Annotated in this window: 21 protein-coding genes and 1 pseudogene; 9 read left to right on the forward strand and 13 right to left on the reverse strand. The window is 72.9% G+C overall.

What is annotated here, in order from left to right; genetic code table 11:
• Positions 1–291: 291 nt before the first annotated feature.
• Complete coding sequence (locus ACIRVF_RS07325) at positions 292–1,899, reverse strand: PucR family transcriptional regulator (RefSeq protein WP_402815010.1); 1,608 nt, start codon at positions 1,897–1,899, stop codon at positions 292–294.
• A 398-nt stretch (positions 1,900–2,297) separates the two neighbouring features.
• Here ACIRVF_RS07325 and ACIRVF_RS07330 point away from each other — a divergent pair, with 398 nt between their 5' ends.
• The 5 genes from ACIRVF_RS07330 (at position 2,298) to ACIRVF_RS07350 (ending at position 9,175) form a co-directional block, all read left to right on the forward strand.
• The gene (locus ACIRVF_RS07330; RefSeq protein ID WP_402815013.1) at positions 2,298–3,185 is read left to right on the forward strand and encodes an FAD binding domain-containing protein; all 888 of its coding nucleotides are present in this window, start codon (positions 2,298–2,300) and stop codon (positions 3,183–3,185) included.
• Complete coding sequence (locus ACIRVF_RS07335) at positions 3,182–3,664, forward strand: (2Fe-2S)-binding protein (RefSeq protein WP_402815016.1); 483 nt, start codon at positions 3,182–3,184, stop codon at positions 3,662–3,664. Before ACIRVF_RS07330 ends, ACIRVF_RS07335 begins: the two co-directional genes overlap by 4 nt.
• Positions 3,664–6,030 carry a xanthine dehydrogenase subunit D gene (pucD, locus tag ACIRVF_RS07340; protein WP_402815018.1) on the forward strand — a complete coding sequence of 789 codons (2,367 nt, stop codon included), beginning with the start codon at positions 3,664–3,666 and terminating at the stop codon, positions 6,028–6,030. The genes ACIRVF_RS07335 and pucD overlap by 1 nt, the downstream gene beginning before the upstream one ends.
• A 355-nt stretch (positions 6,031–6,385) precedes the next feature.
• A complete protein-coding gene (locus tag ACIRVF_RS07345) occupies positions 6,386–7,870 on the forward strand; it encodes an NCS2 family permease (RefSeq protein WP_402815021.1) in 1,485 nt (494 codons plus the stop codon).
• A 120-nt stretch (positions 7,871–7,990) separates the two neighbouring features.
• Positions 7,991–9,175, forward strand: coding sequence for an XdhC family protein (locus ACIRVF_RS07350; protein WP_402815023.1), 1,185 nt, complete (start codon positions 7,991–7,993; stop codon positions 9,173–9,175).
• A gap of 17 nt (positions 9,176–9,192) precedes the next feature.
• On the opposite strand, the gene ACIRVF_RS07355 is transcribed toward ACIRVF_RS07350, so the two are convergent.
• From ACIRVF_RS07355 to ACIRVF_RS07410, 12 genes and pseudogenes are all read right to left on the reverse strand, one after another.
• Positions 9,193–9,816 carry a LysE family translocator gene (locus tag ACIRVF_RS07355; RefSeq protein ID WP_402815026.1) on the reverse strand — a complete coding sequence of 208 codons (624 nt, stop codon included), beginning with the start codon at positions 9,814–9,816 and terminating at the stop codon, positions 9,193–9,195.
• 34 nt (positions 9,817–9,850) lie between these two features.
• Positions 9,851–10,153: a type II toxin-antitoxin system VapB family antitoxin gene (locus ACIRVF_RS07360; RefSeq protein ID WP_402815029.1), complete on the reverse strand. Its 303-nt coding sequence runs from the start codon at positions 10,151–10,153 to the stop codon at positions 9,851–9,853.
• Between the two features lie 98 nt (positions 10,154–10,251).
• Positions 10,252–12,000, reverse strand: a complete 1,749-nt coding sequence (locus ACIRVF_RS07365; RefSeq protein WP_402815030.1) for an SDR family oxidoreductase — start codon at positions 11,998–12,000, stop codon at positions 10,252–10,254.
• Positions 11,997–14,006 (reverse strand): M24 family metallopeptidase, encoded by a 2,010-nt coding sequence (locus tag ACIRVF_RS07370; protein WP_402815033.1) that lies wholly within the window; start codon positions 14,004–14,006, stop codon positions 11,997–11,999. The genes ACIRVF_RS07365 and ACIRVF_RS07370 overlap by 4 nt, the downstream gene beginning before the upstream one ends.
• 166 nt (positions 14,007–14,172) lie before the next feature.
• Positions 14,173–15,087 carry a metal-dependent hydrolase gene (locus ACIRVF_RS07375; protein WP_402815034.1) on the reverse strand — a complete coding sequence of 305 codons (915 nt, stop codon included), beginning with the start codon at positions 15,085–15,087 and terminating at the stop codon, positions 14,173–14,175.
• Positions 15,088–15,332: 245 nt separating this feature from the next.
• Positions 15,333–16,112, reverse strand: a complete 780-nt coding sequence (locus tag ACIRVF_RS07380; RefSeq protein WP_402815037.1) for an IclR family transcriptional regulator — start codon at positions 16,110–16,112, stop codon at positions 15,333–15,335.
• A 355-nt stretch (positions 16,113–16,467) separates the two neighbouring features.
• A complete protein-coding gene (locus ACIRVF_RS07385) occupies positions 16,468–17,928 on the reverse strand; it encodes a catalase (protein WP_402815040.1) in 1,461 nt (486 codons plus the stop codon).
• Between the two features lie 297 nt (positions 17,929–18,225).
• Positions 18,226–19,317: pseudogene (alc, locus tag ACIRVF_RS07390) on the reverse strand (allantoicase); the annotation flags it as partial.
• A gap of 57 nt (positions 19,318–19,374) precedes the next feature.
• Positions 19,375–20,754, reverse strand: coding sequence for an allantoinase AllB (allB, locus tag ACIRVF_RS07395; protein WP_402815042.1), 1,380 nt, complete (start codon positions 20,752–20,754; stop codon positions 19,375–19,377).
• Between the two features lie 168 nt (positions 20,755–20,922).
• On the reverse strand, positions 20,923–22,065 hold the full coding sequence (locus ACIRVF_RS07400) for a glycerate kinase (RefSeq protein ID WP_402815045.1): 1,143 nt from the start codon (positions 22,063–22,065) through the stop codon (positions 20,923–20,925).
• A 498-nt stretch (positions 22,066–22,563) separates the two neighbouring features.
• Complete coding sequence (locus tag ACIRVF_RS07405) at positions 22,564–23,457, reverse strand: 2-hydroxy-3-oxopropionate reductase (RefSeq protein ID WP_402815048.1); 894 nt, start codon at positions 23,455–23,457, stop codon at positions 22,564–22,566.
• Positions 23,458–23,540: 83 nt separating this feature from the next.
• The gene (locus ACIRVF_RS07410) at positions 23,541–24,383 is read right to left on the reverse strand and encodes a TIM barrel protein (protein ID WP_402815051.1); all 843 of its coding nucleotides are present in this window, start codon (positions 24,381–24,383) and stop codon (positions 23,541–23,543) included.
• A 218-nt stretch (positions 24,384–24,601) separates the two neighbouring features.
• Here ACIRVF_RS07410 and ACIRVF_RS07415 point away from each other — a divergent pair, with 218 nt between their 5' ends.
• From ACIRVF_RS07415 to uraH, 4 genes are all read left to right on the forward strand, one after another.
• On the forward strand, positions 24,602–24,847 hold the full coding sequence (locus ACIRVF_RS07415) for a thiamine-binding protein (RefSeq protein ID WP_402815750.1): 246 nt from the start codon (positions 24,602–24,604) through the stop codon (positions 24,845–24,847).
• A complete protein-coding gene (locus tag ACIRVF_RS07420) occupies positions 24,844–25,227 on the forward strand; it encodes a helix-turn-helix domain-containing protein (protein WP_402815053.1) in 384 nt (127 codons plus the stop codon). Before ACIRVF_RS07415 ends, ACIRVF_RS07420 begins: the two co-directional genes overlap by 4 nt.
• A 224-nt stretch (positions 25,228–25,451) precedes the next feature.
• On the forward strand, positions 25,452–25,946 hold the full coding sequence (gene uraD / locus ACIRVF_RS07425; protein WP_402815056.1) for a 2-oxo-4-hydroxy-4-carboxy-5-ureidoimidazoline decarboxylase: 495 nt from the start codon (positions 25,452–25,454) through the stop codon (positions 25,944–25,946).
• Between the two features lie 106 nt (positions 25,947–26,052).
• Positions 26,053–26,388: a hydroxyisourate hydrolase gene (uraH, locus tag ACIRVF_RS07430; protein WP_030282979.1), complete on the forward strand. Its 336-nt coding sequence runs from the start codon at positions 26,053–26,055 to the stop codon at positions 26,386–26,388.
• The last annotated feature ends 20 nt before the right edge of the window (positions 26,389–26,408 follow it).

A 26,408-nucleotide genomic window follows, 5' to 3' on the forward strand; every position in this document is an offset into this window, starting at 1 on the left:
TGACGGGTATAAGCCGGTCTCTGTGCCCGCGGTTCCCGCCGGGGGGGTTCCCTGCCCGCCCCGACCCGCCGGGGGCCCCGCCGGGGGGGGGGGGGGGGGCCCCTCGGCCGTTTCCGGCTTTGCCGGGATCTTCCCAGGAACTGTCCGGACACGATCAGGATCGACCGGGACCCGAGCGGCACCGACAGAAATCCACCAGACCGCCAGTCAGACCGCCAGTCAGACCGTCGGTCAGACCGTCGGCCGGACCGCCAGTCAGACCGCCGGTCGGGCCCCCGCCCGGCCCGGCGGTCAGGCCAGTTCCAGCGCCAGGTAGAAGTCCACCCGGTCCTCCAGCCGGGACAGGTCCCGGCCGGTCAGCTCCTCGATCCGGCCGATCCGGTAGCGCAGGGTGTTGACGTGGACGTGCAGCTGCCCGGCGCACCGGGTCCAGGAGCCGTCCGAGCGCAGGAAGGCCTCCAGGGTGCGGACCAGGTCCGCCTGGTGCTCGATGTCGTACGCGATCACCTTGTCCAGCAGCCGGCTGCGGAAGGCGCGGCGGACCTCGTCCGGGACGGCGGCCAGCAGCAGCACGTGCGAGGCCAGCTCCTCGGGGCCGGCCACGCAGACCCGGCCGACCCGGGCGGCGGCGATCCGGCGGGCGTGCCGGGCCTCCTCCAGGGCGCCGCGCAGGCCGCCGGCCTCGGAGGCGGGGGCGGAGACGCCGAGGGTGATCCGCCCCTCCGAGCCGAGCCCGGCCTCCAGCGGGGCGAGGAGTTCGCGCAGGGAGTCGGCGGGCACCGGGGTGTCCAGCACGGGCAGCACCACCACGGCGCCGTTGCCGGCACCGGCGACCAGGGCGCGGTCGGTGGTGCCGCCGAGCGCCTCCTCCAGGACGGCCCGCACCGTGCCCTCCGGCAGGCCGGTGCCCTCGGCGCTGAGCACCAGCCAGGAGGCCTCCTGCACATGGGTCCTGGGCTCGGGACTCTCGTAGCGGGCGGCCATCGCGGAGGACGCGTACAGGGTGCGGCTGATCTCGGCCGGGTCGGCGTCGCGGCGCAGCAGGGCGAGCAGTTCGTCGGCCAGCCGGCGGCGCAGCCGGCGGCCCTCGTCCCGGCGGTGGCGCTCGGCGGCGACCAGCCGGGCCAGGTTCTCGGCCAGCTGCTGGCGCTTGGTGGTCCACTCGGTGACGTCGCCGGCCACCGCGAGCACCCAGTCGGCCAGCAGCGAACCGGTCTGCGGCGCCTCGGGTCCGGCGGAGGCGCCGGCGGGCAGCAGCGAGTAGGCGCCGCCGGCCAGCCGGGCCCGGTGCGGGGGGCGGCGGCGCTGGCGCTGGGCGGCGAGGTGGGCGCGGACCAGCTGGTCGCGGTCCTCGGCGGTGAGCCGGTCGGCCGGGCCGGCGATCACCGCGCCGGTCGGGGCGAGCACCCAGCAGTCCAGGTCGAGGTCGCCGCCGAGCAGGTCCAGCACCGCGTCCAGTCCGCCGCCGCCGGCCGCCGAGACCAGCAGCCGGTGACGGTCGACCAGGGCGGCGAGGTCGGCGGCGCGGTCGGCGGAGACCTGACGGCCGATGAACTCGGTGACGGTGCCGAAGGCGATGTCGTCGGGGACGGCCAGCAGCGGCATCCGGTGGCGGCGGCAGGCCTCGACCAGGTCCTCGGGCACCGGGCCGACCTCGGCCTCGCCGGCCGCCAGGGCGACCGCGCCGCCGGCCGCGATGGTCCGGACGAACCGCTCGGAGTCGGCCGGACCGCTCCGCCAGAGCATGCCGGTGAGCACCAGCTCGCCACCGTGCAGGTAGCGGCCGGGGTCGTGCAGATCCGTGGTCATCACGCCGCTGACCTGCCGGTCCAGCTCCTCCTCGGCCGCGAGCAGGCGCAGTCGCGGGGCGCCGGGGGCGAGCAGGTCACGGACACGCATCCGCGGACTCCTAACGGGGGGTGGGCCAAAGGGGTGGGCCAGGGGCTGGAAACGGGATCTGGAAACGGGACAGGGGGCCGGATCGAGGGGGTGGGTGGAGGACGCGCGGTCCGGGGGTGACAGTGTGCCCGAACATCAGTGCTCGGCGTTACGTACCAGCGGGTCACCGGGTCACGGGGCCGTAGCCCGCGAATCACGACCGGATTACGGTCGTAGGTAGCACCCGGCGAACACCTGGGCTGCGGGATTCTCCTGCTTAGAGGAACGTACAGGATGCCGGGCGGGCTCACAGCCGGGGCTTCATGCCATCGGTGACTGCCAGTGGCCCCGGTCACAGGAGTTCACTGGGCGAAACGCCGCCGGACACCCGGTCGGCGAAGACTTGAGGAGACACCCGCATGGAGTTCCTTCGGCCCGCCACCTGGGACGAGGCTCTCGCGGCGAAGGCTGAGTACCCGACCGCGTTGCCCATCGCGGGCGGCACGGACGTCATGGTCGAGCTGAACTTCGACGTGCACCGGCCATCCGCGATTCTCGACCTGAACCGTGTCACCGAGCTCACCGAATGGACGAACGACGGCAGCGTCGTCCGGCTCGGCGCCTCCGTCCCGTACGCCCGGATCATCTCGGAGCTGTCCGCGCCGCTGCCCGGGCTCGCGCTGGCGGCCCACACCGTCGGCTCGCCGCAGATCCGCAACCGCGGCGGCGTCGGTGGCAACCTGGGCGCGGCCTCCCCGGCCGGTGACTCCCACCCGGCGCTGCTGGCGGCCGGGCGGGACGTGTACGTCGAGGCGGCCTCGGTGCGCGGCACCCGGCTGATCCCGATCGACGAGTTCTACGTCGGGGTCAAGCGCAACTGCCTGGAGGCGGACGAGCTGATCCGGGCCGTGCACGTGCCGGTCGCGGACGGCCCGCAGCAGTTCTCGAAGATCGGCACCCGCAACGCGATGGTGATCGCGGTGTGCGCCTTCGGCTTCGCCCTGCACCCGAAGAACGGGACCGTCGGCACCGGGATCGGTTCGGCTGCCCCCACGCCGCGCCGCGCCGTCGAGGCCGAGGAGTACCTCCGGGGAGTGCTCGCCGAGCGCGGGCTCTGGGAGAGCGGGGAGCTGCTGGGCACCGAGGTGGTCCAGCGCTTCGGCGAGCTGGTGAAGGCCGCCGCCTCCCCGATCGACGACGTCCGGGGCACCGCCGACTACCGGCGGCACGCGCTGGCCGTGATGGCCCGCCGCACCCTCACCTGGTGTTGGAACGACTACAGCAAGCAGATCAGGAGCGCGGCATGAGGGTCACGTTCACCGCCAACGGCAAGCCGGTCGAGGCCGACGACGTGTGGGAGGGCGAGAGCCTGCTCTACGTGCTGCGCGAGCGCGTCGGCCTGCCGGGTTCGAAGAACGCCTGTGAGCAGGGCGAGTGCGGTTCCTGCACCGTCTACCTGGACGGCGTTCCGGTCTGCTCCTGCCTGGTCGCGGCCGGCCAGGTGCAGGACCGAGAGGTGCGCACCGTCGAGGGCCTCGCCGAGGAGACCGGCGAGCTCGGCCTCGTCCAGCAGGCCTTCATCGACGCCGGGGCCGTCCAGTGCGGCTTCTGCACCCCGGGCCTGCTGGTGCAGACCGACGCCCTGCTGGAGAAGGACGCCCAGCCGAGCGACAACGACATCCGCGAGGCGCTGTCGGGCAACCTGTGCCGCTGCACCGGCTACGAGAAGATCATGGACGCGGTGCGGCTCGCCTCGGCCCGCAAGTGCGCCGGGGAGGCGTCGTAATGGCTACCCGCACCATCCAGGGTCAGAAGAACCTGCAGAACATCAACCAGGCCTCCAAGGACGGCATCGGCGGCTCGCCGCTGCGCCCGGACGGCAACCTGAAGGTCAAGGGCGAGTTCGCGTACTCCTCCGACCTGTGGCACGAGGACATGCTCTGGGGTATGGCGCTGCGCTCGCCGCACCCGCGGGCGAACATCCTCTCGGTGGACATCTCCGAGGCGCTCAAGGTGCCCGGCGTCTACGCCGTGCTGACCCACGAGGACATCCCCGGCTCCAAGTACTACGGCCTGGAGATCCAGGACCAGCCGGCCCTGGCCATCGACAAGATCCGGTACCACGGCGAGGCGATCGCGCTGGTCGCCGCCGACCACCCGGAGACGGCCCGGCGCGCGGTGAAGAAGATCAAGGTCGAGTACGAGGTGCTCACCCCGATCGTCACCGAGGAGCAGTGCCTGGACCCGGAGACCCACGGGTACGTCCACGAGCCGCACGAGTACAAGTCGCACGCGTACGGCAACATCTGCCACGAGCAGAAGCTGGTCTCCGGCCTCGGCGTGACCGACGAGGTGCGGGCGATGGCGGACGTCATCGTCAGCGGCGACTACGAGGTCGGCATGCAGGACCAGGCCTTCCTCGGCCCCGAGTCCGGCCTGGCCGTGCCCGCCGAGGACGGCGGCATCGACCTCTACATCGCCACCCAGTGGCTGCACGTGGACCGGGAGCAGATGGCCCCGGTGCTGGACCTGCCCGAGGAGAAGGTCCGGCTGACGCTGGCCGGCGTCGGCGGCGCCTTCGGCGGCCGCGAGGACATCTCGATGCAGATCCACGCCTGCCTGCTGGCCCTGCACACCAACAAGCCGGTCAAGATCGTCTACTCCCGCGACGAGTCCTTCTACGGCCACGTCCACCGCCACCCGGCGAGGATGCACTACGAGCACGGCGCCACCCGCGACGGCAAGCTGGTCTTCGCCGACTGCCGGATCGTGCTGGACGGCGGCGCGTACGCCTCGGCCTCCCCCGCCGTGGTCGGCAACGCGGCCTCGCTCGGGCACGGCCCGTACGTGATCCCGAACGTGAAGATGCACGCCATCGCGCTCTACAGCAACAACCCGTCCTGCGGGGCGATGCGCGGCTTCGGCGCGGTTCAGGCGGCGTTCGGCTACGAGTCGCAGATGGACAAGCTGGCCGCCGAACTCGGCATGGACCCGGTGGAGCTGCGGCAGCTGAACGCCATGTCGGAGGGCGACTTCATGCCCACCGGCCAGCAGATCGACTCCCCCGCACCGGTGGCCGAACTGCTGCGCCGCGCCAAGGAGATGCCGCTGCCGCCGCCGCTGGACACCGAGCACCTGGACGTCCGCGCGCTGCCCGGCGCGCTGTCCAACACCTCGCACGGCGAGGGCATCGTGCGCGGGGTCGGCTACTCGGTCGGCATCAAGAACGTCGGCTTCTCCGAGGGCTTCGACGACTACTCCACCGCCCGGGTGCGGCTGGAGGTCATCGGCGGCGAGCCGGTCGCCATGGTGCACACCGCGATGGCCGAGGTCGGCCAGGGCGGCGTCACCGTGCACGCCCAGATCGCCCGCACCGAGCTGGGCGTCGAGCAGGTCACCATCCACCCGGCCAACACCGAGGTGGGATCGGCCGGTTCGACCTCGGCCTCGCGCCAGACGTACATGACCGGCGGCGCCGTCAAGCTGGCCGCCGAGGCCGTCCGGCGGGCACTGGTCGAGAAGGGCCGGCGCCGCTACGGCTGGACCCACCAGGACATCACGCTGGCCGGCGGCAAGGTCGTCTCGGAGAGCGCCGGCGTGCTGGTGCCCATCGTGGACCTGCTCGGCGACGAGGCCATCGACCTCACCCGCGAGCACCACCACCGGCCCACCCAGGCCTTCGACAAGGAGACCGGCCAGGGCTTCGGCCACGTCCAGTACACCTTCTGCGCCAACCGCGCGGTGGTGGACGTGGACGTGGAACTGGGCCTGGTCAAGGTGGTCGAGCTCACCGCCGTCCAGGACGTCGGCAAGGCGCTCAACCCGCTCTCCGTGGTCGGCCAGATCCAGGGCGGCTGCACCCAGGCGCTCGGGCTCGCGGTGATGGAGGAGATCATCGTCCGGGACGGGAAGGTGCGCAACGCCTCCTTCACCGACTACCTGATCCCCACCATCCTGGACACCCCGCCGATCCCGGTGGACGTCCTCGAACTGCCCGACCCGCACGCCCCGTACGGGCTGCGCGGCGTCGGTGAGGCGCCGACCGTGTCGGCGACCCCCTCCATCGTGGCGGCCATCCGCAACGCGACCGGTCTCGCGCTCAACCGGATCCCGGTCCGGCCGGAGCACCTGACCACCGAACAGCCCGGCTGACGCCGGGAGTTCGAACCGACGGAACAGCCGGACGGCAGGAGCTGAACGGCAGGACCGAAGAGCACAACCGAAGAGCACAACCGGACAACAGATCCGAAACAGCACATCGATCAGCACGACCGAGCAGTACTTCCCGGGGCGGCGACGAGTCTTCCCCGCCGCCCCGGGGACCCCCACCCGCTGCCCTCCCACGCCGGGGTTCCGCAGTGGTGCGCACCACCCTCAACTGCACCGCTGGCACTCCCCCCGACGAGTGCCCCCCAGTGAGCCGATCCCGTCCCCCTGTGCCAACTCCGTTGACTGGCAGTCAGGTCGGCTCGCCCACCCCAACCCCCATTGACACTTGGGAGTGGACATGACCAGGATCCCCACGGAGCCCGGCACCACCGAAGCAGACAGACCCACCGAGGACGCGACCCACCCCTCGCCCTCGGTACCAGGACCGAAGGGCGCGCTGGACGCGTACTTCAAGATCTCTGCCCGCGGCTCGACCCTCGCCAACGAACTCCGCGGTGGCCTCACCACCTTCATGGCGATGGCGTACATCATCCTGCTCAACCCGCTGATCCTCAGCGGCGCGGACGTCACCGGCGTGAAGCTCGACCACGCCGCGCTGACCACCGCCACCGCCCTCGCGGCCGCCGTCACCACCATCCTGATGGGCCTGGTCGGCAACGTGCCGCTGGCCCTGGCCGCCGGACTCTCGGTCTCCGGCGCGGTCTCCGCGCTCGTCGTACCGCACACCACCTGGCCGCAGGCCATGGGCCTGTGCGTGATCTACGGCCTGCTGATCGTGCTGCTGGTGGTCTCCGGCCTGCGCGAGAAGATCATGAACGGCATCCCGCTGCCGCTCAAGCACGCGATCACCATCGGCATCGGCCTGTTCGTCACGATCATCGGCCTCTACAAGGCCGGTTTCGTGCACACCGGCGGCCCCACCCCGCTCTCGCTCGGCCCGTTCGGCGAACTCTCCGGCTGGCCCGTCCTGATCTTCTGCCTCACCCTGCTCACGATCTTCGTGCTGATGGCGCGCGGCGTGCGCGGGGCGATCCTGATCGGCATCGCCGGCGGCACCGTGGTCGCGATCGTCGTCAACAAGCTCGCCCACGTGCCCGCCAAGGCCTGGGCCAACTCCGTCCCGGTCTGGCCCGGCAGCCCCGTCGCCGCCCCCGACTTCGGCCTGTTCGGCCACGTCGACCTGTTCGGCGCCTTCGGCACCAAGGGCATGGGCGCGATCAGCGCCTCCGTCGCGGTGTTCACCCTGGTCCTGGCCGGCTTCTTCGACGCCATGGCGACCATCATCGGCGTCGGCACCGAGGCCGGACTGGCCGACAAGCAGGGCCGGATGCCCGGCCTGTCCAAGGCCCTGTTCATCGACGGCGCCGGCGGCGCGGTCGGCGGCCTGGCGGGCGCCTCCGGCCAGACCGTCTTCGTCGAGTCCGCGACCGGCGTCGGCGACGGCGCCCGGACCGGCCTCGCCTCCACCGTCACCGGCGCCCTGTTCGCGCTGATGCTGTTCTTCTCGCCGCTGGCCGGCATCGTCCCGGTCGAGGTCGCCTCCGCCGCCCTGGTGGTGATCGGCTCGATGATGATGAGCCAGGCCCGGCACATCGACTGGTCCGACCGCGAGGTCGCCATCCCGGCCTTCCTGACCTCCGTGCTGATGCCGTTCACCTACAGCATCACGGCGGGCGTCGCGGCCGGCGTGATCTCCTACTCGGTGATCAAGGCCGGACAGGGCAAGTGGCGCGAGCCCGGGCTGCTGATGTGGATCCTCACCGGGGTGTTCGTCCTGTACTTCGCGCTCAGCCCGATCAAGTCCTGGCTGGGCGTGCACTAGCCGGTCCTACGGCACCTCCGGCACCGCCGCCGCCTTTGTGCACCACCGCCGCCGTACGGGATCGTTTCCCGTACGGCGGCGTCTCCCGCTACTGTCGAAACCGTGTAAGGAGCCTCCGACATGCAGGACATCGCCGAGCAGTTGCAGGCCTGGCACGCGTCCGGGCGCTCCTTCGCCGTGGCCACCGTGGTCGGCGTCTCCGGCAGCGCCCCGCGCGACCCGGGGGCGGCCCTGGCCGTCGACGCCGCGGGCGAGGCGGTCGGCAGCGTCTCCGGCGGGTGCGTCGAGGGCGCGGTGTACGAGCTCTGCCAGGCGGCCGTCGAAACCGGCGAGCCCGTGCTGGAGCGCTTCGGCTACAGCGACGAGGACGCCTTCGCCGTCGGGCTGACCTGTGGCGGGATCCTCGACGTGTTCGTCCAGCCGGTCGTCCCCGGGGCCGACCCCGGAATGGACGCCGGCCTCGCCCACATCGCCGACGGCACGCCCGTCGCCCTCGCCCGGGTGATCGCCGGACCGGCCGGGATGATCGGCGCCACCATCGCCGTCACCGCCACCGGCCAGCACGGGGCGCTGTCCGTCGGACCGTCCACGGTGGGCGCCCTGGAACGCTCCCTGGTCGCGGAGGCCCGGGCCATGCTGGACGCCGGAAGCACCGGGCGGATCGTGCTCGCCCTCGACGGACGGCCCTGCGACGAACACGGGCAGGGCACGGTCACCTGCTTCGTCGAGTCCTACGTGCCCGCGCCGCGGATGCTGGTCTTCGGCGCCATCGACTTCGCCGCCGCCGTGGTGCGGATCGGCAAGTTCCTTGGCTACCACGTCACCGTCTGCGACGCCCGGCCCGTCTTCGCCACCACCCGGCGCTTCCCCGAGGCCGACGAGGTGGTCGTCGACTGGCCGCACCGCTACCTGGACTCCCAGCTCGGCCGGATCGACGGGCGCACCGTGCTGTGCGTGCTCACCCACGACGCCAAGTTCGACGTCCCCCTGCTGGAACGCGCCCTGCGGCTGCCGGTCGGCTACGTCGGCGCGATGGGCTCCCGGCGCACCCACCGCGACCGGCAGGCCAAGCTGCGCGACGCCGGACTCACCGACGCCGAGCTCGCCCGGCTGCGCTCCCCCATCGGGCTGGACCTCGGCTCCCGCACGCCGGAGGAGACCGCCGTCTCCGTCGCCGCCGAGATCATCGCCCACCGGCGCGGCGGCAGCTGCCTGCCGCTGAGCGCCGGGGACGGGCCGATCCACCACGACGCCGCGGCGCCCGTGGCGGAGCCGCGGGCCGCACGGCGGACCCACGCCGCCTGAGCCCCGGAGCGGCACCTTCAGTCGGCCAGCGCCAGCTTCAGCCCGAAGCCCACCACCACCGCGCCGGTCACCCGGTCCATCACCCGCCGGGCCGCCGGGCGGCGCAGCCAGCCCCGCAGCACCCGGGCGAAACCGACCAGCACGGTCGACCAGAGCAGGCCCTCCACGACGTGCACGCAGGTCAGCGCCACGCCGACGGCGAAGTGCGGGGCGCCAGCGGGGACGAACTGCGGCAGCACGGCCACGTAGAACACCCCGACCTTGGGGTTGAGCAGGTTGGTCAGCGTGCCGCGCCGCCAGCCGTGTCCGAAACCACCCTCGGCCGACTCCTCCTGCTCGGCCGCGGCCTCGGCGCCGCGCTTGCGCAGCATCCCGACACCCATCCAGACCAGGTAGGCGGCGCCTCCCCACCGCAGAACCTCGTACGCCACCTGCGAGGCGGTCAGCAGGGCCGTCACCCCGGCCGAGGTCAGCGTCCCCCAGATCAGCGTCCCGGTCTGGATGCCCAGCACCACTCCCCAGGCCTGCCGTCGCCGGCCGAGCGCGGAGGTCCGCAGGATCAGCGCGGTGTCGAGCCCGGGCGTGAGGGTGAGCAGCCCCACGACGAGGGCGAAGGACCACAGGGCGGTTGTCATCTCCATGGGCCCCGATGCTCCCACAGGCCCGATGAGCTGCTCAGTCCGCCGTCCCCTGGGGCACGACCCACTCGGTCGGCTGGCCGGTGACGGCGGCGATCATGTCGTAGTCGTCGTCGTAGTGCAGCACGGTCGCACCGTGGCGCTCGGCGGTGGCGGCGATGACGAGGTCCGCCACGGACAGCGCCCGCCGGTTGCCGGCGGCGGTGAGGAGGGCCTGCACCTCGATGGCCCGGACATCCTCAAGGGCTGCGTTGACAGTAGCGACCTTGGTCGTCGTGCCGAGGATCTCGGCGGCCTCGGCCAGGAGTGCGTCGTTGACGTCTATCACGGTGCGAGCCATGGCTGACCTCCCGAAGGACCACGGGTCTCTGATATCAAAATCAATGCTGGTCGATATCGCAGGCTTGAAACCGGGCCGATCGGGTGACATCCACCTGATCAGGTGACGTTGAGACGGGCGGCGAGGCGGAGGAGGCCGGGGCTGAGGCGGGAGAGGAGGCGGGCGGCCTTGGCCTCGGGGGTGACCGGGACGACGGGCTTGCCGGTGCGGACCGCGGTGAGGATGGCGGTGGCGACCTTCTCCGGGGGGAAACCGCGGCGGGCGTAGAGCTTGGCGGCGCGGGCCTGTTTGGCGGACTGCTCGGCCGCGGTGCTGGCGGAGAAGGTGGAGGTGCGGGTGATGTTGGTGTTGACGATGCCCGGGCAGATCGTGGAGACGCCGATGCCGTGGCCGACGAACTCGGCGCGCAGGCAGTCGGAGAGCATGAAGACCGCGGCCTTGCTGGTGGCGTAGGCGGTGAGCGCCTTCGAGGGCAGGTACGCGGCGGCCGAGGACACGTTGACGATGTGGCCGCCCTGGCCGCGGTCGGCCATCAGGGCGCCGAAGGCGCGGCAGCCGTGGATCACGCCCCACAGGTTGACGTCCAGGACGCGTTGCCACTCCTTCTCGGTGGTCTGCAGGAAGGTCCCGGAGTGGCCGATGCCGGCGTTGTTGACCAGCACGTCGGGCACACCGTGCTCGGCGGCGACGCGCTGGGCGAAGGCCTCCATCGCGGCGCCGTCGGAGACGTCCACCTGGTAGGCCTGCGCCTGCGGGCCGATCAGCGAGGCGAGTTCGGCGGTGCGCTCGGCGGCCGCGAGGTCGAGGTCGCAGACCACCACCCTGGCGCCGTCCTCGGCGAAGGCGAGCGCGGTGGCCCGGCCGATGCCGCTGCCGCCGCCGGTGACGACGACCAGGCGGCCGTCGCCGTCGGCCTCCCGGGACCGCCCCGCCTCGATCCGGGTGGTGAACTCGCGGACCATTCCGGCCACGGTGGCTCCCTTCTCCAGCAGCGCCGACCAGTGGCCGGCGTGCAGTGTGCGTCGGGTCAGATCGGGCACCCAGCGCTCCAGGCCCTCGGAGAGGTAGGTGCCGACGTAGCGGTCCCGGGTGAGGGTGATCAGCTGGACCGGGACCTCGGTCCGCCGCTCGCGTGGACTGCCCATGGTGGGGCGGAAGTTGGCCCGGTACAGCTCGATGCCGCGGACCGCGTCGCGGCGCAGGGTGCGCTGCGGGTGGTCGGCGCGCGGGGTGACGTGCTCCAGGTCGCGCAGCACCCGCGGCCAGGCCCGGGCGAGGCCGAGGCGCCAGGCGGCCGGGGCGAGGTAGGGAAGGTGGAAGGCGGTGATGTACCAGGAGTGCAGGCCCTGGTGGACCAGCTGCTTGAGGTGGCGCGGGGTGGGGCGGCGCAGCCGGTGGCGCAGCCAGAAGCCCATGTGGTCCAGGCTGGGGCCGGACAGGCTGGTGTAGGAGGCGATCCGCTGCCGGGCGCCGGGGTCGGTGACGGCCTCCCAGGACTGGATCGAGCCCCAGTCGTGGGCCACCAGGTGCACCGGCCGGTCGGGGCTGACGGCCTCGGCGACGGCGAACAGGTCGTCGGCGAGCCGCTCCAGGCGGTAGCCGTCGCGGTCCGCCGGGGCGGCCGACTCGCCTGCGCCGCGCACGTCGTAGCGGACCACGTGGTGGTCGCGGGCGAGGTCGGCGGCGATGTCGTCCCAGACGGTGTGGGTGTCCGGGTAGCCGTGCACCAGGAGGACGGTGGGGGCCTGCGGGTCGCCCTGCTCGAAGACGGCGAGCGGGAGGCCTCCGGAGTGGACGGTCCGGCGGCGGACGGCGGGCGTCGGTCCGGGCGTCGGTGCGGGCGTCATCGGGTGGCCTCCAGGGTGGTCCGCTCGGCGGTGGGCTCGGTGGTCGCGGCGGTCGCGGCGGTCCAGCGGCGGACGTGCGGGAGGTCGTCGTCGAGCCAGTAGGCGTCGTCCTCGGTGACCACCAGCAGTTCCTCGAACTTGATGCCCACGCCCCGGAACCCGATGTGCGGCTCGACCGCCCACAGGCCGGGGGTGGGCACGTGCCGGGACGACCGGCCGTCCGCCCACAGCGGCGAACGGCCGTGCAGGCGCTCGGAGATGAGCTCCCGGGCGAGGGTCTGCAGGGTGCGCACGCCGAAGCCGAACACGTTCACCCCGGCCGGGCCGCGCACGGTGGTGCGGGTGACCTGGTGGCCGATCACCCGGCCCGGGTAGACCTGGTGGCGGTTGTCGTAGCCGTGCGCGGCGATCTGCGCGTCCACCGCCGCGTACACCTCGTCGAGCGGCCGACGGGCACGCACCTCGGCGAGGATCAGCTCGCGGTACACCTTGAGGTCGGCGGCCAGCCGGTCCCAGACCCGGTTCTCGCCGATCTTGCCGCCGTAGCCGATGTCGGCGGTGTAACCGTCCACGATGGGCGCGCAGTCCAGCACGTACGGCATGCCCTCCTCCAGCCGGCGGTTCCCGGCGAAGAACTGCAGCGGGGTGTGGAAGTGCCGGAAGGCCGTGCGGTCGCCGAACCAGGCGAAGGGGACGTGGAAGAAGTCCTGGACCCCGGCGGCGACCAGGCGGCGGCGCAGTTCGGCGGTGGCCTGCCGCTCGGTGACGCCCGGTTCGATCCAGGCGGCGACCTGTTCGGCACAGTGGTAGGCGAGTTGCTGGGTCTCGCGGAAGCGGGCGAGGTCGCGCTCTGTGTACGGGAAGGCGGGCGCCGCTTTCACCGTCGGGGCCGTCGGGGGCATCGAGGGGCTCTCCTTCCAGATGTCGAGCACGAGGGTCTCACCCTCGGCGGCCCGGGAGACGCAGGGCAGCAGGGCGCCGGCGGCGCGCTGCTCGGGAGTGAGGCGGCGGTCCCGGTGGTCGGGCCGGCCGGCCAGCAGGCGCACCTCGCAGGTGCCGCAGAAGCCCTGGTGGCAGGAGTACGGGAGGTCGGGGCGGGCCTCGCGCAGCACGTCCAGGGCCGAGCGGTCGGCGGGGACGTCCAGGGTCGGGCCGTCGGCGCCGAGCCGCACGGCGAAGGGCTCGCCGTCGGTGACCGGGGCGGCGCCGAAGCGCTCGAAGTGCAGGGCGGTGGCGGGGGAACCGTCCAGTGACCGTTGGACGGCGGCGAGCATCGGGGCCGGGCCGCAGCAGTAGACGGCGGCGCCGCGCGGGGCGTGGGCGAGCAGCTCGGGGCCGGTGGGGACGCCGCCGTGCTCGTCGTCGGTGCGCAGCACGACGCGGTGCGGGTCGAGGGCGCGCAGCTCGTCCGTGTACGGGAGGGTGTCGGCGCTGCGGCCGACGTGCACCAGGCGCCAGTCGAGGCCGTGGCGCTGCGCCTCTCGGGCCATCGGGAGGAGCGGGGTGATGCCGATGCCTCCGGCGAGCAGGAGCACAGCGGGCTCGGCGCAGAAGGCGAAGCCGTTGCGCGGGCGACGGGCGGTCAGGCGGGCGCCCGGGTGCAGGGTGTCGTGGACCTCGACCGATCCGCCGCCGCCCTCGGGCAGTCGCCGGACGGCGATGCGGTACCGGTGGCGGTCGGCCGGGTCGCCGCTCAGCGAATAGTGGCGCTCCCGGCCGGAGGGCAGGGCGAGGCGCAGATGGGCGCCGGGCTGCCAGGGCGGCAGCGGGCCACCGGATGGGTCGGCGAAGGCCAATTCGACGACATCGGGAGCAAGTTGGCGGCGGGCGGCGATCACCAGCTGCAGCGGCGGGGTGGGGCGGCTGAGCGGACGCCGGGGGTTGCGGCGCAACAGGGGGGCGCCGAGGGCCGGGGAGTAGCGGTCACCGAAGGCGGTGAGCCGGCGGATGAAGGCGTCGGCGCGGGGGCGGCCGTAGAGATCGGGGGGTGGGGTGGACAGGTCCATCCGACGGGGTCCTTGGCGTGGGAGAGGGGACGGGCGGCGGGGTAACGGGCGGGGGAATGCGGGCGACGGGATTCGGATACCAGCGAACAGATGACGCCATCTGAAATCTGTTCACTGAAAGTTGTTCGCTGAAATCTGTTCGCTGAAAGTTGTCAGCTGTCAGCTGTCAGCCGTGCGCCGCCGCGCGGGCGGCCGGTGAGGTGGCGAGGTAGCCCAGCGCCTGACTGGAGGAACCTTCCTGGGTCGGGTGGTAGCCCGGCCGCAGGTAGCGCAGCCCGGAGCGGATGGAGCGGACCGGGTCGGGCAGCAGCCCGCGCTTGGCGATCCGGCTCGCCTCCCGCCAGGTGGGCTTGAGCCGCCCCTCCAGCGTCGGGTCGGCGGCGAGCAGGAAGCGGGCGCCGCGCACCCACAGGTGCACCAGCAGCGGCCCCGACAGCGCCATCCCGCGGACCCGCCGGAGGTAGCCCGGGTCCAGGTGGACCATCAGGTCGAAGGCGACGCTGCGGTGCTCGACCTCCTCCGCGCCGTGCCAGCGCAGCAGGTCCAGCATCGTCGGGTCGGCCTCGGCCCGGTCCAGCCCCGGGGAGTTGAGCGCCCAGTTGCCCAGGAAGGCGGTGAAGTGCTCGATCGCCGCGACGAAGGCGACCCGCTCGATGACGTTCTCCCGCCGCCGGGCGGCCGTGAGGCCGGGCTTGTCGCCCAGGACGCGCTGGAAGAGCCAGGAGACCTGCCGGACGTACGGACGGGGGTCGAGCCCCTGGCCGAGGAGGTGGTCGAGGACCTCCTGGTGGGCCTCGGCGTGGATGGCCTCCTGCCCGATGAAGCCGAGCACCTCCTCGCGCAGCTGCTCGTCCCGGATGAGCGGCAGCGCCTCCTTGAACACCTTGACGAACCAGCGCTCGCCCTCGGGCAGCAGCAGGTGCAGCACGTTGATCACGTGGGTTGCCATCGGCTCGTCCGGGATCCAGTGCAGCGGCAGCCGGGCCCAGTCGAAGTGGACGTCCCGGGGCTCCAGGACGAGGCTCTCGTGGACCCGCGCGGCGGGGGCGGCAAGGGCGGGGACGGGAGTGGAGCGGGGCATGGCAGGCCCTCCTGACCTGGCGGCGGCGGCTCGACTCCGGGAAACCTACTCGCCGGTAGAGACCGCGACAAGGGTTTGGACAACTCTTATCGACATCGAGTCTAATAAGTGACGCGCCCGGAGCAGGGCCCCGGCCCCCGGAACGGGCCGCCTCCGGAAACACCCGGGCCCCGCCGGACGTGACGCGTCCGGCGGGGCCCGTCAGGAGCGGCCTCGGCCTCGGAACACCGGGGCTCGACAGCCCCTCAGACCGCCATCGCCAGCATCAGCGGCGCCGCCCGGGACGCCAGCAGCTCGGCGGCGGCCTTCAGCTTGTGGATGTTGCCCACCGGCATCGAGGTGGCCAGGCAGCCGACCGTGCTGCCGGCCGTGATCGGCACCGCCGCGCAGACCGTGCCGAGCGCGTACTCCTGGATGTCCAGCACCGGCACCGTGGCCGGCTGGCGCTCCAGCCGGTGCATCAGCTGGTCGGCGTCGGTGACCGTGCGGGAGGTGAGCCGGGCGACCGGGTGCCGGGAGAGGTGGTCCCGCCGGCCGTCCGCGTCGAGCTGGCTGAGCAGGCACTTGCCGATCGCGCTGGCGTGCGCGGTGGCCCGGAAGTCGACCCACTCCTGCACGGCGGGCGCGTAGTCGGCCGCCGAGACCGCCTCGACCGTCAACTCGCCGTCGTGGTAACGGCCGAAGTACACCGCAGCACCCAACTCGTCCCGGAGTTCGGCGAGTTTGCGGTTCAGCCTGGCCTTGACGAGCTGTTCGCGGTTGTACTGCCCGAGCAGGGCGAAAGTGCCGCCGAGCACCCAACCGCCGTCCTGGCACTGGAGGTAGCCCTCGATCTCCAGGATCTCCGCGAGCCGCCGGACGGTCGGCAGTCCCAGCGAGGTCTCCCGCGCGAGGGCGACCAGGGTGGCGCCGTCGGGGTGCCGGTCGACGGCCTCCAGCAGTCTGAGGGCGTGCTGCAGGGAGGTGAACGGGCCCGTCGGGCCCTGGTCCAGCGCGGCGTGACGACCCGGGGCTGGTGTCGACATGTCGTCCCCTTCCGATGTCCCCCCACGGAGCGACCGCGGGCGGTCTCCAGCCTATCCACCCCGGGCCCCGGTCGACTGCCGTCCGTGAATATCCGTGAACATTCCGTGGAGCAACCGCCGGTCGCCTGGTAGAAGGGGCGCATCGGCCCGTACCGTCCGCGCCCCCGAGCCGCGCGGAAGGCGCCCCGACCCGCACGCCACGCCCCACGCCCCGGAACGCCCCCACGTCCCCGGAACGCCCGACGGGCCCCTCCCCCACTGCCCAGGGGGGAGAGGCCCTTCGTACGGCCGCCGGGGTGCGGGCACCGGCGGCCCCGAGGGTGCGGACAGGTCGTCCGGCGCAGGAACCGGGGCGTCAGCCCTCGTCGCCCGCGCGGAGCTTGGCGACGGCCGCTTCGAGCCGGGCGCCGTACTCCTCGTCGGCGGCGTGGAAGTGGGCGAGGTTCTTCTCGACCACGTCGTCCCGGGTGACCTGCGCGAGGAAGCCCGCGAGGTTGTTGATCAGGCGGGTCTTCTCCTCCTCCGACATCAGCCGGTAGAGCTCGCCGGCCTGGAAGAAGTCGTCGTCCTTGGTGTGGGCCGGCGTGGTGTAGGTGCCGGTGTGGCCGTCGAGCTTGAGCGGCGCGGCGAGCGCGTCGTCGGTCTGGGCCGGCCCGTCGTACGAGTTGGGCTCGTAGTTCTTGCCCCGGCCGGCCGGGTTGAGCGCGTTGTAGCCGTCGCGCCCGTAGTTGTTGACCTCGGTGGCGCGCGGGGCGTTCACCGGCAGCTGGGTGTGGTTGACGCCGAGGCGGTAGCGCTGGGCGTCGGCGTAGGCGAACAGGCGGCCCTGGAGCATCTTGTCCGGGGACGGGCCGATGCCGGGCACGAAGTTGTTCGGCGAGAACGCGGACTGCTCGACGTCGGCGAAGACGTTCTCCGGGTTCCGGTTGAGCACCAGGCGGCCGACCTTGACCAGCGGGTAGTCGGCGTGCGGCCACACCTTGGTGAGGTCGAAGGGGTTGAAGCGGTAGTCCGCGGCCTCGGCGACCGGCATCAGCTGGACGTAGAGGGTCCAGGACGGGAACACTCCGCGCTCGATGGCCTGGTGGAGGTCGCGCTGGTGCGAGTCCGCGTCGGCGCCGAGCACCTCGGCGGCCTGGTCGCTGTCCAGGCTGCGGATGCCCTGGTTGGTCTTGAAGTGGTACTTGACCCAGTAGGCCTCGCCCTCGGCGTTGACCCACTGGTAGGTGTGCGAGCCGTAGCCGTTCATGTGGCGGTACGAGGCCGGGATGCCGCGGTCGCCGAAGAGCCAGGTGATCTGGTGGGTCGAGGCCGGCGAGTGGGCCCAGAAGTCCCAGACGTTGTCCGCCTCCTGCACGCCGGTGTACGGGTCGCGCTTCTGCGAGTGGATGAAGTCGGGGAACTTGATCGGGTCCTTGATGAAGAACACCGGGGTGTTGTTGCCGACGAGGTCGTAGTTGCCCTCCTCGGTGTAGAACTTCACGGCGAAGCCGCGCGGGTCGCGCACCGCGTCGCCGGCGCCCAGGTTGCCGGCCACGGTGGAGAAGCGCAGGAAGACCTCGGTGCGCTTGCCGACCTCGGACAGGAAGGCCGCCCGGGTGTACTTCGACACCTCGTCGGTGACCTCGAAGTAGCCGTACGCGCCGGAGCCGCGGGCGTGCACGACGCGCTCCGGGATGCGCTCACGGTTGAACCGGGCCAGCTTCTCCAGCAGGTGCTGGTCCTGGAGCAGCAGCGGGCCGTACTCGCCGGCCGAGGCCGAGTTCTGGTTGTCGGCGACCGGGGCGCCGGACTCCGTGGTCAGGATCTTGGACATGGAGGGTCCTTCAGGTGTCGATAAGGCGGTGCGTGGAGAGGTTGAGCGGGCGCGCGGGCCGGCAGCGGGGTGTCAGCGGGGTTGTCAGACGCCCAGCAGGCGCCACAGTGCCGAGCGGCGGCGGGCGGAGTGCTCACCGTCCGGGCCGTCGGCCGGCTGGAGGCCGGCGACCGCGGCGGTGGCCGCCGCCGGGTCCGCCAGCGGGCGGGCGGCGGCCAGCGCGTCGGCCTCCTCGGCGGTCAGTCCGGCGTCGGCGAGGGCGGCCGCGGCCTCGGCGGCCGGGACCGCGTTGAACCAGCGCAGCGCGAGGGCCGCGCGGCCGGCCTCGGTGAGGCGGCCGGTGAGCCGGAGGCGGGCGAGCCCGCCGTCCGGGTAGACGTTGATCCGCACATGGGTCACCGGGCGGCCGACGTCGAGCCGGAAGCGGTGCCGGGTGTCGGGCTGGAGGCGGGTGCGGGGCAGGATCTCGAACCATTCGCCGTCGGCCGGTGGCTGTGAAGTCGCAGCCTGACCGGTCGAGGCGTCGAAGCCGATCAGGTCGGCCCAGCCGGGGGCGTTGGCGACGAAGTGGGTGGTGTCCACCTCGGCGGCCAGGACCTCGCCGCCCCCGGCCAGGGCGATCTGCACCCAGTCGTTGGCCTTGTCGCGCCGACGCCGGGTCTCCCAGCCGTCGCCCATGACGGAGGCGCGACCGGGAGCGTTCAGGTTGTGCGGGGAGGAGAAGTAGCGGTCGGACGCCGCCTCGGCCACGCCGCCGTACTCCTGGGCGGCCAGGTCGAAGGTGAGGCCGTCCAGTTCGCGCGGATCGGGCAGCACCTCGCCGTGCACCCGCAGCCGGGCGACGCCACCGTCCGGGAAGATGCTGAGCCGCACGTGGGTGTAGCGGGTGTCGTCCTGGACGGCGAACTCGTGGGCGGTGTCGCCCCGGAGCGGGGTGCGCGGCACGATGACGGTCCACTCGGCGTCCCGCAGTTCCTCGGGCGAGGGGTGCCCGGGTACGGAGGCGGCCTCGACCGAGGCGCTCTCCGGGTAGTTGCCGGTGAAGTGGGCGGTGTCGACGATCACGCCGCGGATCACGCCGCCGACGCCGAGCCGCACGATCGTCCAGTCGTGGTCCTGGTCGGTGGGGTGCGGCTGCTCGGCGGAGACGCCGCGGCGGCGCTTGGACTCCCAGCCGTCCATGATCTGGCCCTTGTGGCCGAAGGTGTGCGGGCGGAACTCGGCCGGCTTGGCCACCAGCAGGTTCTCGGCGTCCGCGAAGGTGTCCTCGTTGGTGGCGACGACGCCCGCGCCGAGCAGTCGGGAGGCCAGGTTGACCAGCTCGGTGAAGGGAGCGCTGGGGGTGTCGGCAGTGGTCACTGACTCTCCTCGGAAGACGTGTCGGTTCAGAAAGCGGTGTCGGCGCGGAGGCCACTGCGGCTCTTCGGCCCGGGGAGCGGCTCCGGCTCAGGAAGCGTGGTCGGGAAGGGACCCGGCGGGCCGGGTGAGCTGCCGGCCGAAGGGCTCGGCGCCGGTGTCCACCGCGCGGCCACGCAGCCAGGTGGTGCGGACGGCACCGGTCAGCGTCCGCCCCGCGTACGGGGTCACCGGGTTGCGGTGGTGCAACTCACCGGCGTGGACGGAGAATTCGCCGTCGGGGTCGAAGGCCACCAGGTCGGCGTCGCAGCCCGCCGCGATGGCGCCCTTGGTGCCGGTGAGGCCGACCAGTTCGGCCGGTCCGGCGGACATCCAGCGCACCACGTCGGAGAGGGTGTGGCCGCGGCGGCGGGCCTCGGTCCAGATGGCGGGCAGGCCCAGCTGCAGCGAGGCGATGCCGCCCCAGGCGGCCGCGAAGTCGCCGCTGCCGCCGTACTCGGGCAGCAGCTTGAGGTCGGGGGTGGACGGCGAGTGGTCGGAGACGACGGCGATGAACTCGCCGTCGGCCAGGGCCTGCCAGAGCGCTTCCCGGTTGGCCTCGTCGCGGATCGGCGGGCAGCACTTGAAGGCGGTGTCGCCGTCCGGCACCTGCTCGGCGGCGAGGGTCAGGTAGTGCGGGCAGGTCTCCGCGGTCACCCGTACGCCGTCCTCGCGCGCCCGGCGCAGCAGCGGCAGCACGGCGGCCGAGGAGACGTGCAGGATGTGCACCCGGGCGCCGGTGCGCCGGGCCGTGCGGAGCAGGTTGGCGACCGCCGCGGTCTCCGCGCCGGAGGGGCGGGAGGCGAGGAAGTCCCGGTAGTGGACGCCGGGTTGCTGGGGTGCGGCGGCGAGCACGGCCGGGTCCTCGGCGTGGATGATCGCCAGCGCCCCGATCCGGGCCTGCTCGGCCAGGGCGGCCTCCAGGTCGGCGGCCTCGACGTGCGGGAACTCGTCGACGCCGGACGGGGCGAGGAAGCTCTTGAAGCCGAACACGCCCGCGCCGTAAAGGGGTTCGAGGTCGGCGACGTTGCCGGGGACGGCCCCGCCCCAGAAGCCGAGGTCGACCCAGGTCTGGCCCTCGGCGGTCTTCCGCTTGACGGCCAGCCCGTCGAGGGTGGTGGTGGGCGGGATCGAGTTGAGCGGCATGTCGATGATCGTGGTGACGCCGCCGGCCGCGGCGGCCCGGGTGGCGGTGGCGAAGCCCTCCCACTCGGTGCGGCCGGGCTCGTTGACGTGCACGTGGGTGTCGACCAGGCCGGGCAGCAGGGCGGTGTCGCCGAGGTCGACGAGCTCGCTGTCGCCGACCACCAGCGATCCGTGGGCGGCGACCTGCTCGATCCTCCCGTCCCGGATCAGCACGTCCGCGGGGCGCTCTCCGGCGGGCAGCACGGCCCGGCGGGAGCGGATCACCGCTGGCTGGCTGAACGGCATGGGAACCTCCGAAACCTGGAACTGGGGGGATGTGGGTACGCGGGGCCACACCGGACCACGCGGCCCGGGGAGGCGCTCGCCGGGTGGTCGGAGTGGGTGGGAACCGAAGGATTGCCGGGAGCCTAGGGCCGCCTTCAACAAAACGTCAATGGAGGAACGTACGAGGGATCAGCCCGGCAGCAGCGCTCCGGCCAGCCGCTCCCCCGCCAGCTCGGCCAGCTCACCGGCCCTGGTCATGCTGTCTCCGGGCTGTTCGGCCAGGTCGGTGAGCGCGATCGCGGCGGTGAAGCCGGCCGCCCGCCACTCCGGCTCGGACAGCTCCAGTCGACCCGCCACGGCGGCCACCCGAACCCCCGCCCGAGCGGCCGCCGCGGCGACTCCGGCGGGGGCCTTGCCGTGGAGCGTCTGAGCGTCCAGGCAGCCCTCACCGGTGACGACGAGGCGTGCCCCACGCACGGCCTCGTCGAAACCCAGCAGTTCGAGCAGCAGCTCGATACCGGGTCGCATGGTGGCGCCGAGCAGGGCGAGGGCGGCGAAGCCCACCCCGCCCGCGGCCCCGGCGCCGGGGGCCTGCCGCACGTCCCGTCCGGTCGCCGCGGCGACCTGGTCGGCGAAACGGGTCAGCCCCGCCTCCAGGACCACCAGGTCGTCCCCGTCGGCGCCCTTCTGCGGGCCGTACACGGCGGTGGCGCCGCGCGGGCCAAGCAGCGGGTTGTCCACGTCGCAGGCGACCACGACCTCGACGCCGGTCAGCAGCTCGGCCAGCGGGCCGGGATCGATCCGCTCCAGACGGCGCAACGCGGCTCCGCCGGGCGGCAGTTCGACGTCGTCGGCGTCCCGCAGCCGGACCCCGAGCGCCTGCACCATGCCGGCGCCGCCGTCGGTGCAGGCACTGCCGCCGAGACCGAGGACGATCCGCTTGGCGCCCAGGGCCACCGCCCGGCCGATCAGCTGGCCGACGCCGTAGGAGCCGGCCGCGAGCGGGGCGGTCCGGCCGCCGGGCAGCCGGGCGAGTCCGGACGCCTGGGCCAGCTCGACCACGGCGGTGTCGCCGCGGACGGCGAGCGCGGCGTCCACCGGCAGGCCGGTCGGACCGGCGACCTTGGCCGGGACGCGGTCGAAGCCGGCCGCGAGCGCCGCGGCCAGGGTGCCCTCGCCGCCGTCGGCCACGGGCAGTTCGCGCACCTCGATGCCGGGCGCGGCGCGCCGGATGCCGGCGGCGATCCGGGCGGCGACCTCGGCGCCTTCGAGGGTGCCCTTGAACTTGTCCGGCGCTACGACCACGTGACCCTGGTGGGGGGTGGGGGGCATCGGTGGTCCTCACTTCCGTACGGGGTCTGGCGGTGGTTCGACAAGCATGTGTCCGGTGCCCGGGGAAGGCGACCCCCGCCCGGGTGGTGAGGCCCGGGCCGCGGGAGGTGGTGCGACCCCCTCCCCGCCGTTCCCCTCGTCCCGCTTCCGACGTACGAGGGGCTCCCCTCGGCGGGGAGGGGGCCAGGCGACACGCAGCAGGCACGACCGAAGTGCCCCCGGGGGAGGGTGTGCGCGTCACCGGCTTGGGTCGACCGGCGTGCGGGCGGATGAGCCCCTGCCCGCACGCCGGTCGGGTCTGGCCTCCTGGCGGCGCGGGCACGACCGGATCAGGTACACGCCGCCAGGAGGAGTCTGTCGGGGCTCCGGGCCCCTCCGGTCACCCGACCACTCGGGTCGGGTGACCTCTCGGACCACTCGACCTCGCGGGTCGGGTGATCTCGCGGACCACTCGACCTCGCGGGTCGGGTGATCTCACGCGTCAGGCGACCCGGCGGGTCACTTGACCTCGCGGCCGGAGAGCCGCTCGACGCCGCGCAGGAGCGCCGAGTGGTCGAGCGAGCCGTCGCCGTTGGCCCGGGCGGAGGCGACCAGCTGGGCCACCACGGCGCCGACCGGCAGCGCGGCGCCCACGGCGCGGGCGGCGTCGGTGACGATGCCCATGTCCTTGTGGTGGAGGTCGATCCGGAAGCCGGGCGCGAACTCGCGGTTCAGCATGTTCGCCTTCTTGCGGTTGAGCACGGTGGAGCCGGCCAGGCCGCCGCCGAGCACGTCCAGCGCGGCCGCGAGGTCGACGCCGGCGTTCTCCAGGAACACCACGGCCTCGGCGAGCACCTGGATGTTGACCGCGACGATCAGCTGGTTGGCGGCCTTGACGGTCTGGCCGGCGCCGTCGGGGCCGACGTGGACGACCGTGGTGCCCAGCGCGTCGAACAGCGGCTTGGCCTCGGCGAAGTCCGCCGCCTCGCCGCCGACCATGATCGACAGCACCGCCTCGATGGCGCCGGCCTCGCCGCCGGAGACCGGGGCGTCCAGGGTGCGCACGCCCTTCTCGCGGGCGGCCTTGCCGACCTTGATGGAGGTCTGCGGGGTGATCGAGGACATGTCGATCACCAGGGCGCCGGCGCGGACGTTCTCCAGGACGCCGCCCTCGCCGAGGATGACCGCCTCGACGTGCGGGTCGGCCGGGACCATGGTGATGACGACCTCGGCGTCCTTCACCGCGTCCGCGATGCTGGCGGCGCCGTGGCCGCCGGCCGCGACCACGGTGTCGATCGAGGCCTGGGAGAGGTCGAAGCCGGTCACGTGGTGGCCGGCCTTGACCAGGTTGACGGCCATGGGCTTGCCCATGATGCCGAGGCCGACGAAGGCAATCTTGCGGGAGGCGCTCATCGCGTCGGGTTCCTTACGTGTGCGGGTGGGAGGGGTGGCTTGCCGGCGGCCTTCGGACGCCGCCTCGCCTCGCGCTGCCGGGGCTACCGGGCCGCGCGCAGCTCACGCGGCAGCCAGCCGAAGCTGTCGGCGCTGACGCCGGGGGAGGGGCGGTACTCCAGGCCGATCGAGCCGGTGTAGCCCGCGGCGCTGAGCCGGGCGAACAGGTCCTCGAAGTCCAGCTCGCCGGTACCGGGCTCGTTGCGGCCCGGGTTGTCGGCGATCTGCACGTGACCGATCCGGTCGGCGTGGGTGTCGATGACCGCCGCCAGGTCCTCGCCGTTCTTGGCCAGGTGGTACAGGTCGCAGAGGAACCTGGCGTTCCCCAGTCCGGTGGCGGCGTTGACCTTGTCGACCACCTCGACCGCGGCGGCCGCGGAGACCAGCGGGTAGTCCGGCGACTCGGCCTTGTTGAGGGCCTCGATCAGCAGGACCGCGCCGATCCCGTGCGCCGCCTCGGCGGCGAGCACCAGGTTCTCCAGCGCGAGGGCGTCCTGCTCGGCCGGGTCGACGCCCTCGATCCGGTTGCCGTACAGCGCGTTGAGCGCGGTGGCACCGAGCGAGGCGGCGAGTTCCGCGGCGACCGGGACGTTGGCGCGGAACCGGTCCCGCTCGGACGGGACCGAGGCGGTGCCCCGGGCGCCCTGGCTCAGGTCGTCCAGGAAGTTGAGGCCGCTGAGCCGGACGCCCGCGTCGCCGAACGCCTTGCGCAGCGCGTCCAGTTCGGCCTGGCTCGGGTCGTGCTCGGCGCCGAAGGGCCACCAGAGCTCGGCGGCCGTGAAGCCGGCCGCCGCCGCGGCCGCGGGGCGCTCCAGCAGCGGGAGTTCGCCGAACAGGATCGACAGGTTGACCGTGAAGCCGTGCTTGGCAGCCGCCGTCACGTCCATCACCTCTCACTCTCTCTTCCTTCATCCGCAACTTCCACGATCCGGAAGAGGGATTCTGTGTGGTGGAAGCATCTCCGGCCCGGCGAGGGAGTGTCAAGGCTGCCGCAACATTTTGTTGAAGTAGCCCGGAAGGGGCCGCCACCAGTGCCCGCGGCTGTTCGATCGCCCAGCCCCTGCCCCCGCCCACCCCCGCTCGATACAGTGAGCACGTGCGATTGATGGTGGAGTTCACGACAGAACCGTTCGAACTGGACACGTTCCCGGAGCACGCCGCGGCGGCCCGCAAGGTCGTCGACGAGGCCGGCCTGGACGTGTCGGTCGGCCCCTTCGGGACCGGCGCCGAGGGCGAGGCCGAACAGGTCCTCGCCGCGGTGACCCGGCTGCTCCGGGAGACCCTGGACGCCGGGGCGACCCGGATCTCGGTCCAGGTCAGCCTGCTGGACGAGGAGGGCGGTACGCCGTGACCGAGCAGCACGTGGAACACCCGCTGGCCGCGGCGGTCAAGCCGCTGCTGGCCGCCGTCGGCGCCACGCCCGTCCCGCTGGACGAGGCGAAGGCCGAGGATGTCGTCCTGGAGTGGGAGGGCACCCCGGCCCTGGCCGTCCGGCTGCCGCACCTGAGCAGTGCGCTGGACCGACTGCTGGCCGAGATGACCCGGCAGTTCGACGGCCGCCCGCTGGCCGAGCTGGACCGCTGGGAGAAGCAGCGGGTCGTCGCCCTCCTGGAGGAGCGCGGCGCCTTCACCGTCCGCCACGGGGTCGAGACGGTCGCCTCGGCCCTGGGCGTCAGCCGCTTCACCGTGTACAACTACCTGAACCGCCAGGACGGCACGAAGCCCTCCTGAGCGGCCCCGGGCCGCCCCGGGCGGTCCGCCGAGCGGGTGACCCCGCCGGTGCCGAGCAGTCTGGATCGGCCCACGGCGGGGCACACTTGGCGAATCGCACACGAAAGGGCCCCGCACCGGGGGCCGGTTCAAAACGTAACCACCAACCGTTCAACAAACTGTTGACGGCTGGGTGGGGCCGATCTAGCTTTTCCGGGTGGCACCACTCTTCAGGAGGTCCACCCGTGACCAACCACCCCCACGCCCTTGACGCGGCCGATGCCGCGGAACTCGAAGGGATCCTGCTGGAGGTATGCTCCAGCCCCCGTTGGGCCGCCGCCGTCGCGGAGGCCAAGCCCTGGTCCAGCCGCGAGGCCCTGCTCGCCGCCAACGCGGCGGCGATGGCCGGACTGACCGACGCGGACCTGCGCGACGCGATGGCCGGACACGCCCGGATCGGACAGCCCAAGGCGGGCGACGCCACCTCCGAGCGCGAACAGGCCGGCATCCAGGGCGTGGACCAAGCGGTCCTCGACGAACTGCACGAGGCCAACGCCGCCTACGAGGCCAAGTTCGGCCACGTGTTCCTGATCTGCGCGACCGGCCGCACCGCGGCCACCATGCTCGCCGCCCTGCGCGAGCGCCTCCCCAACGATCCCGCCACCGAGGCGGAGATCGTCCGGGGCGAACTGCGCAAGATCAACGACATCCGGCTCAACCGCCTCCTCGACGCTTCCTGACGCAGCGTCAAGAATGCTTCGTGGGCGGCCCCGGACCGTCCGTGCGTCGCCTCTCCCTTCTCACCGACGCACCATCACCTCTGCCATCAGTAAGGTCACCTCACCCATGACTGGCATCTCCACCCACGTGCTCGACACCAGCCTCGGCCGCCCGGCCGAGGGTGTCCCGGTCGAGCTCGCACTGCACACCGAGGGTGGCTGGCAGGTGCTCGGCACCTCCGCCACGGACTCCGACGGCCGGGTCAAGGACCTGCCGGCCGTGGAGGCGGGCTCGGTCGTCCGGCTGCTCTTCGACACCGCCGCGTACTACGCGCGCAAGTCCGAGGAGCCGCCGTTCTTCCCCGAGGTCTCGATCGTCTTCACGGTCGCGCCCGCGCAGCACCACTACCACGTGCCGCTGCTGCTGAACCCGTTCGGATACTCGGTCTACCGCGGAAGCTAGTAGACCGACCTTGAAGCTTA

This window comes from Kitasatospora sp. NPDC101157 (assembly GCF_044768255.1).
In the GTDB taxonomy this organism is placed as follows: Bacteria; Actinomycetota; Actinomycetes; order Streptomycetales; family Streptomycetaceae; genus Kitasatospora.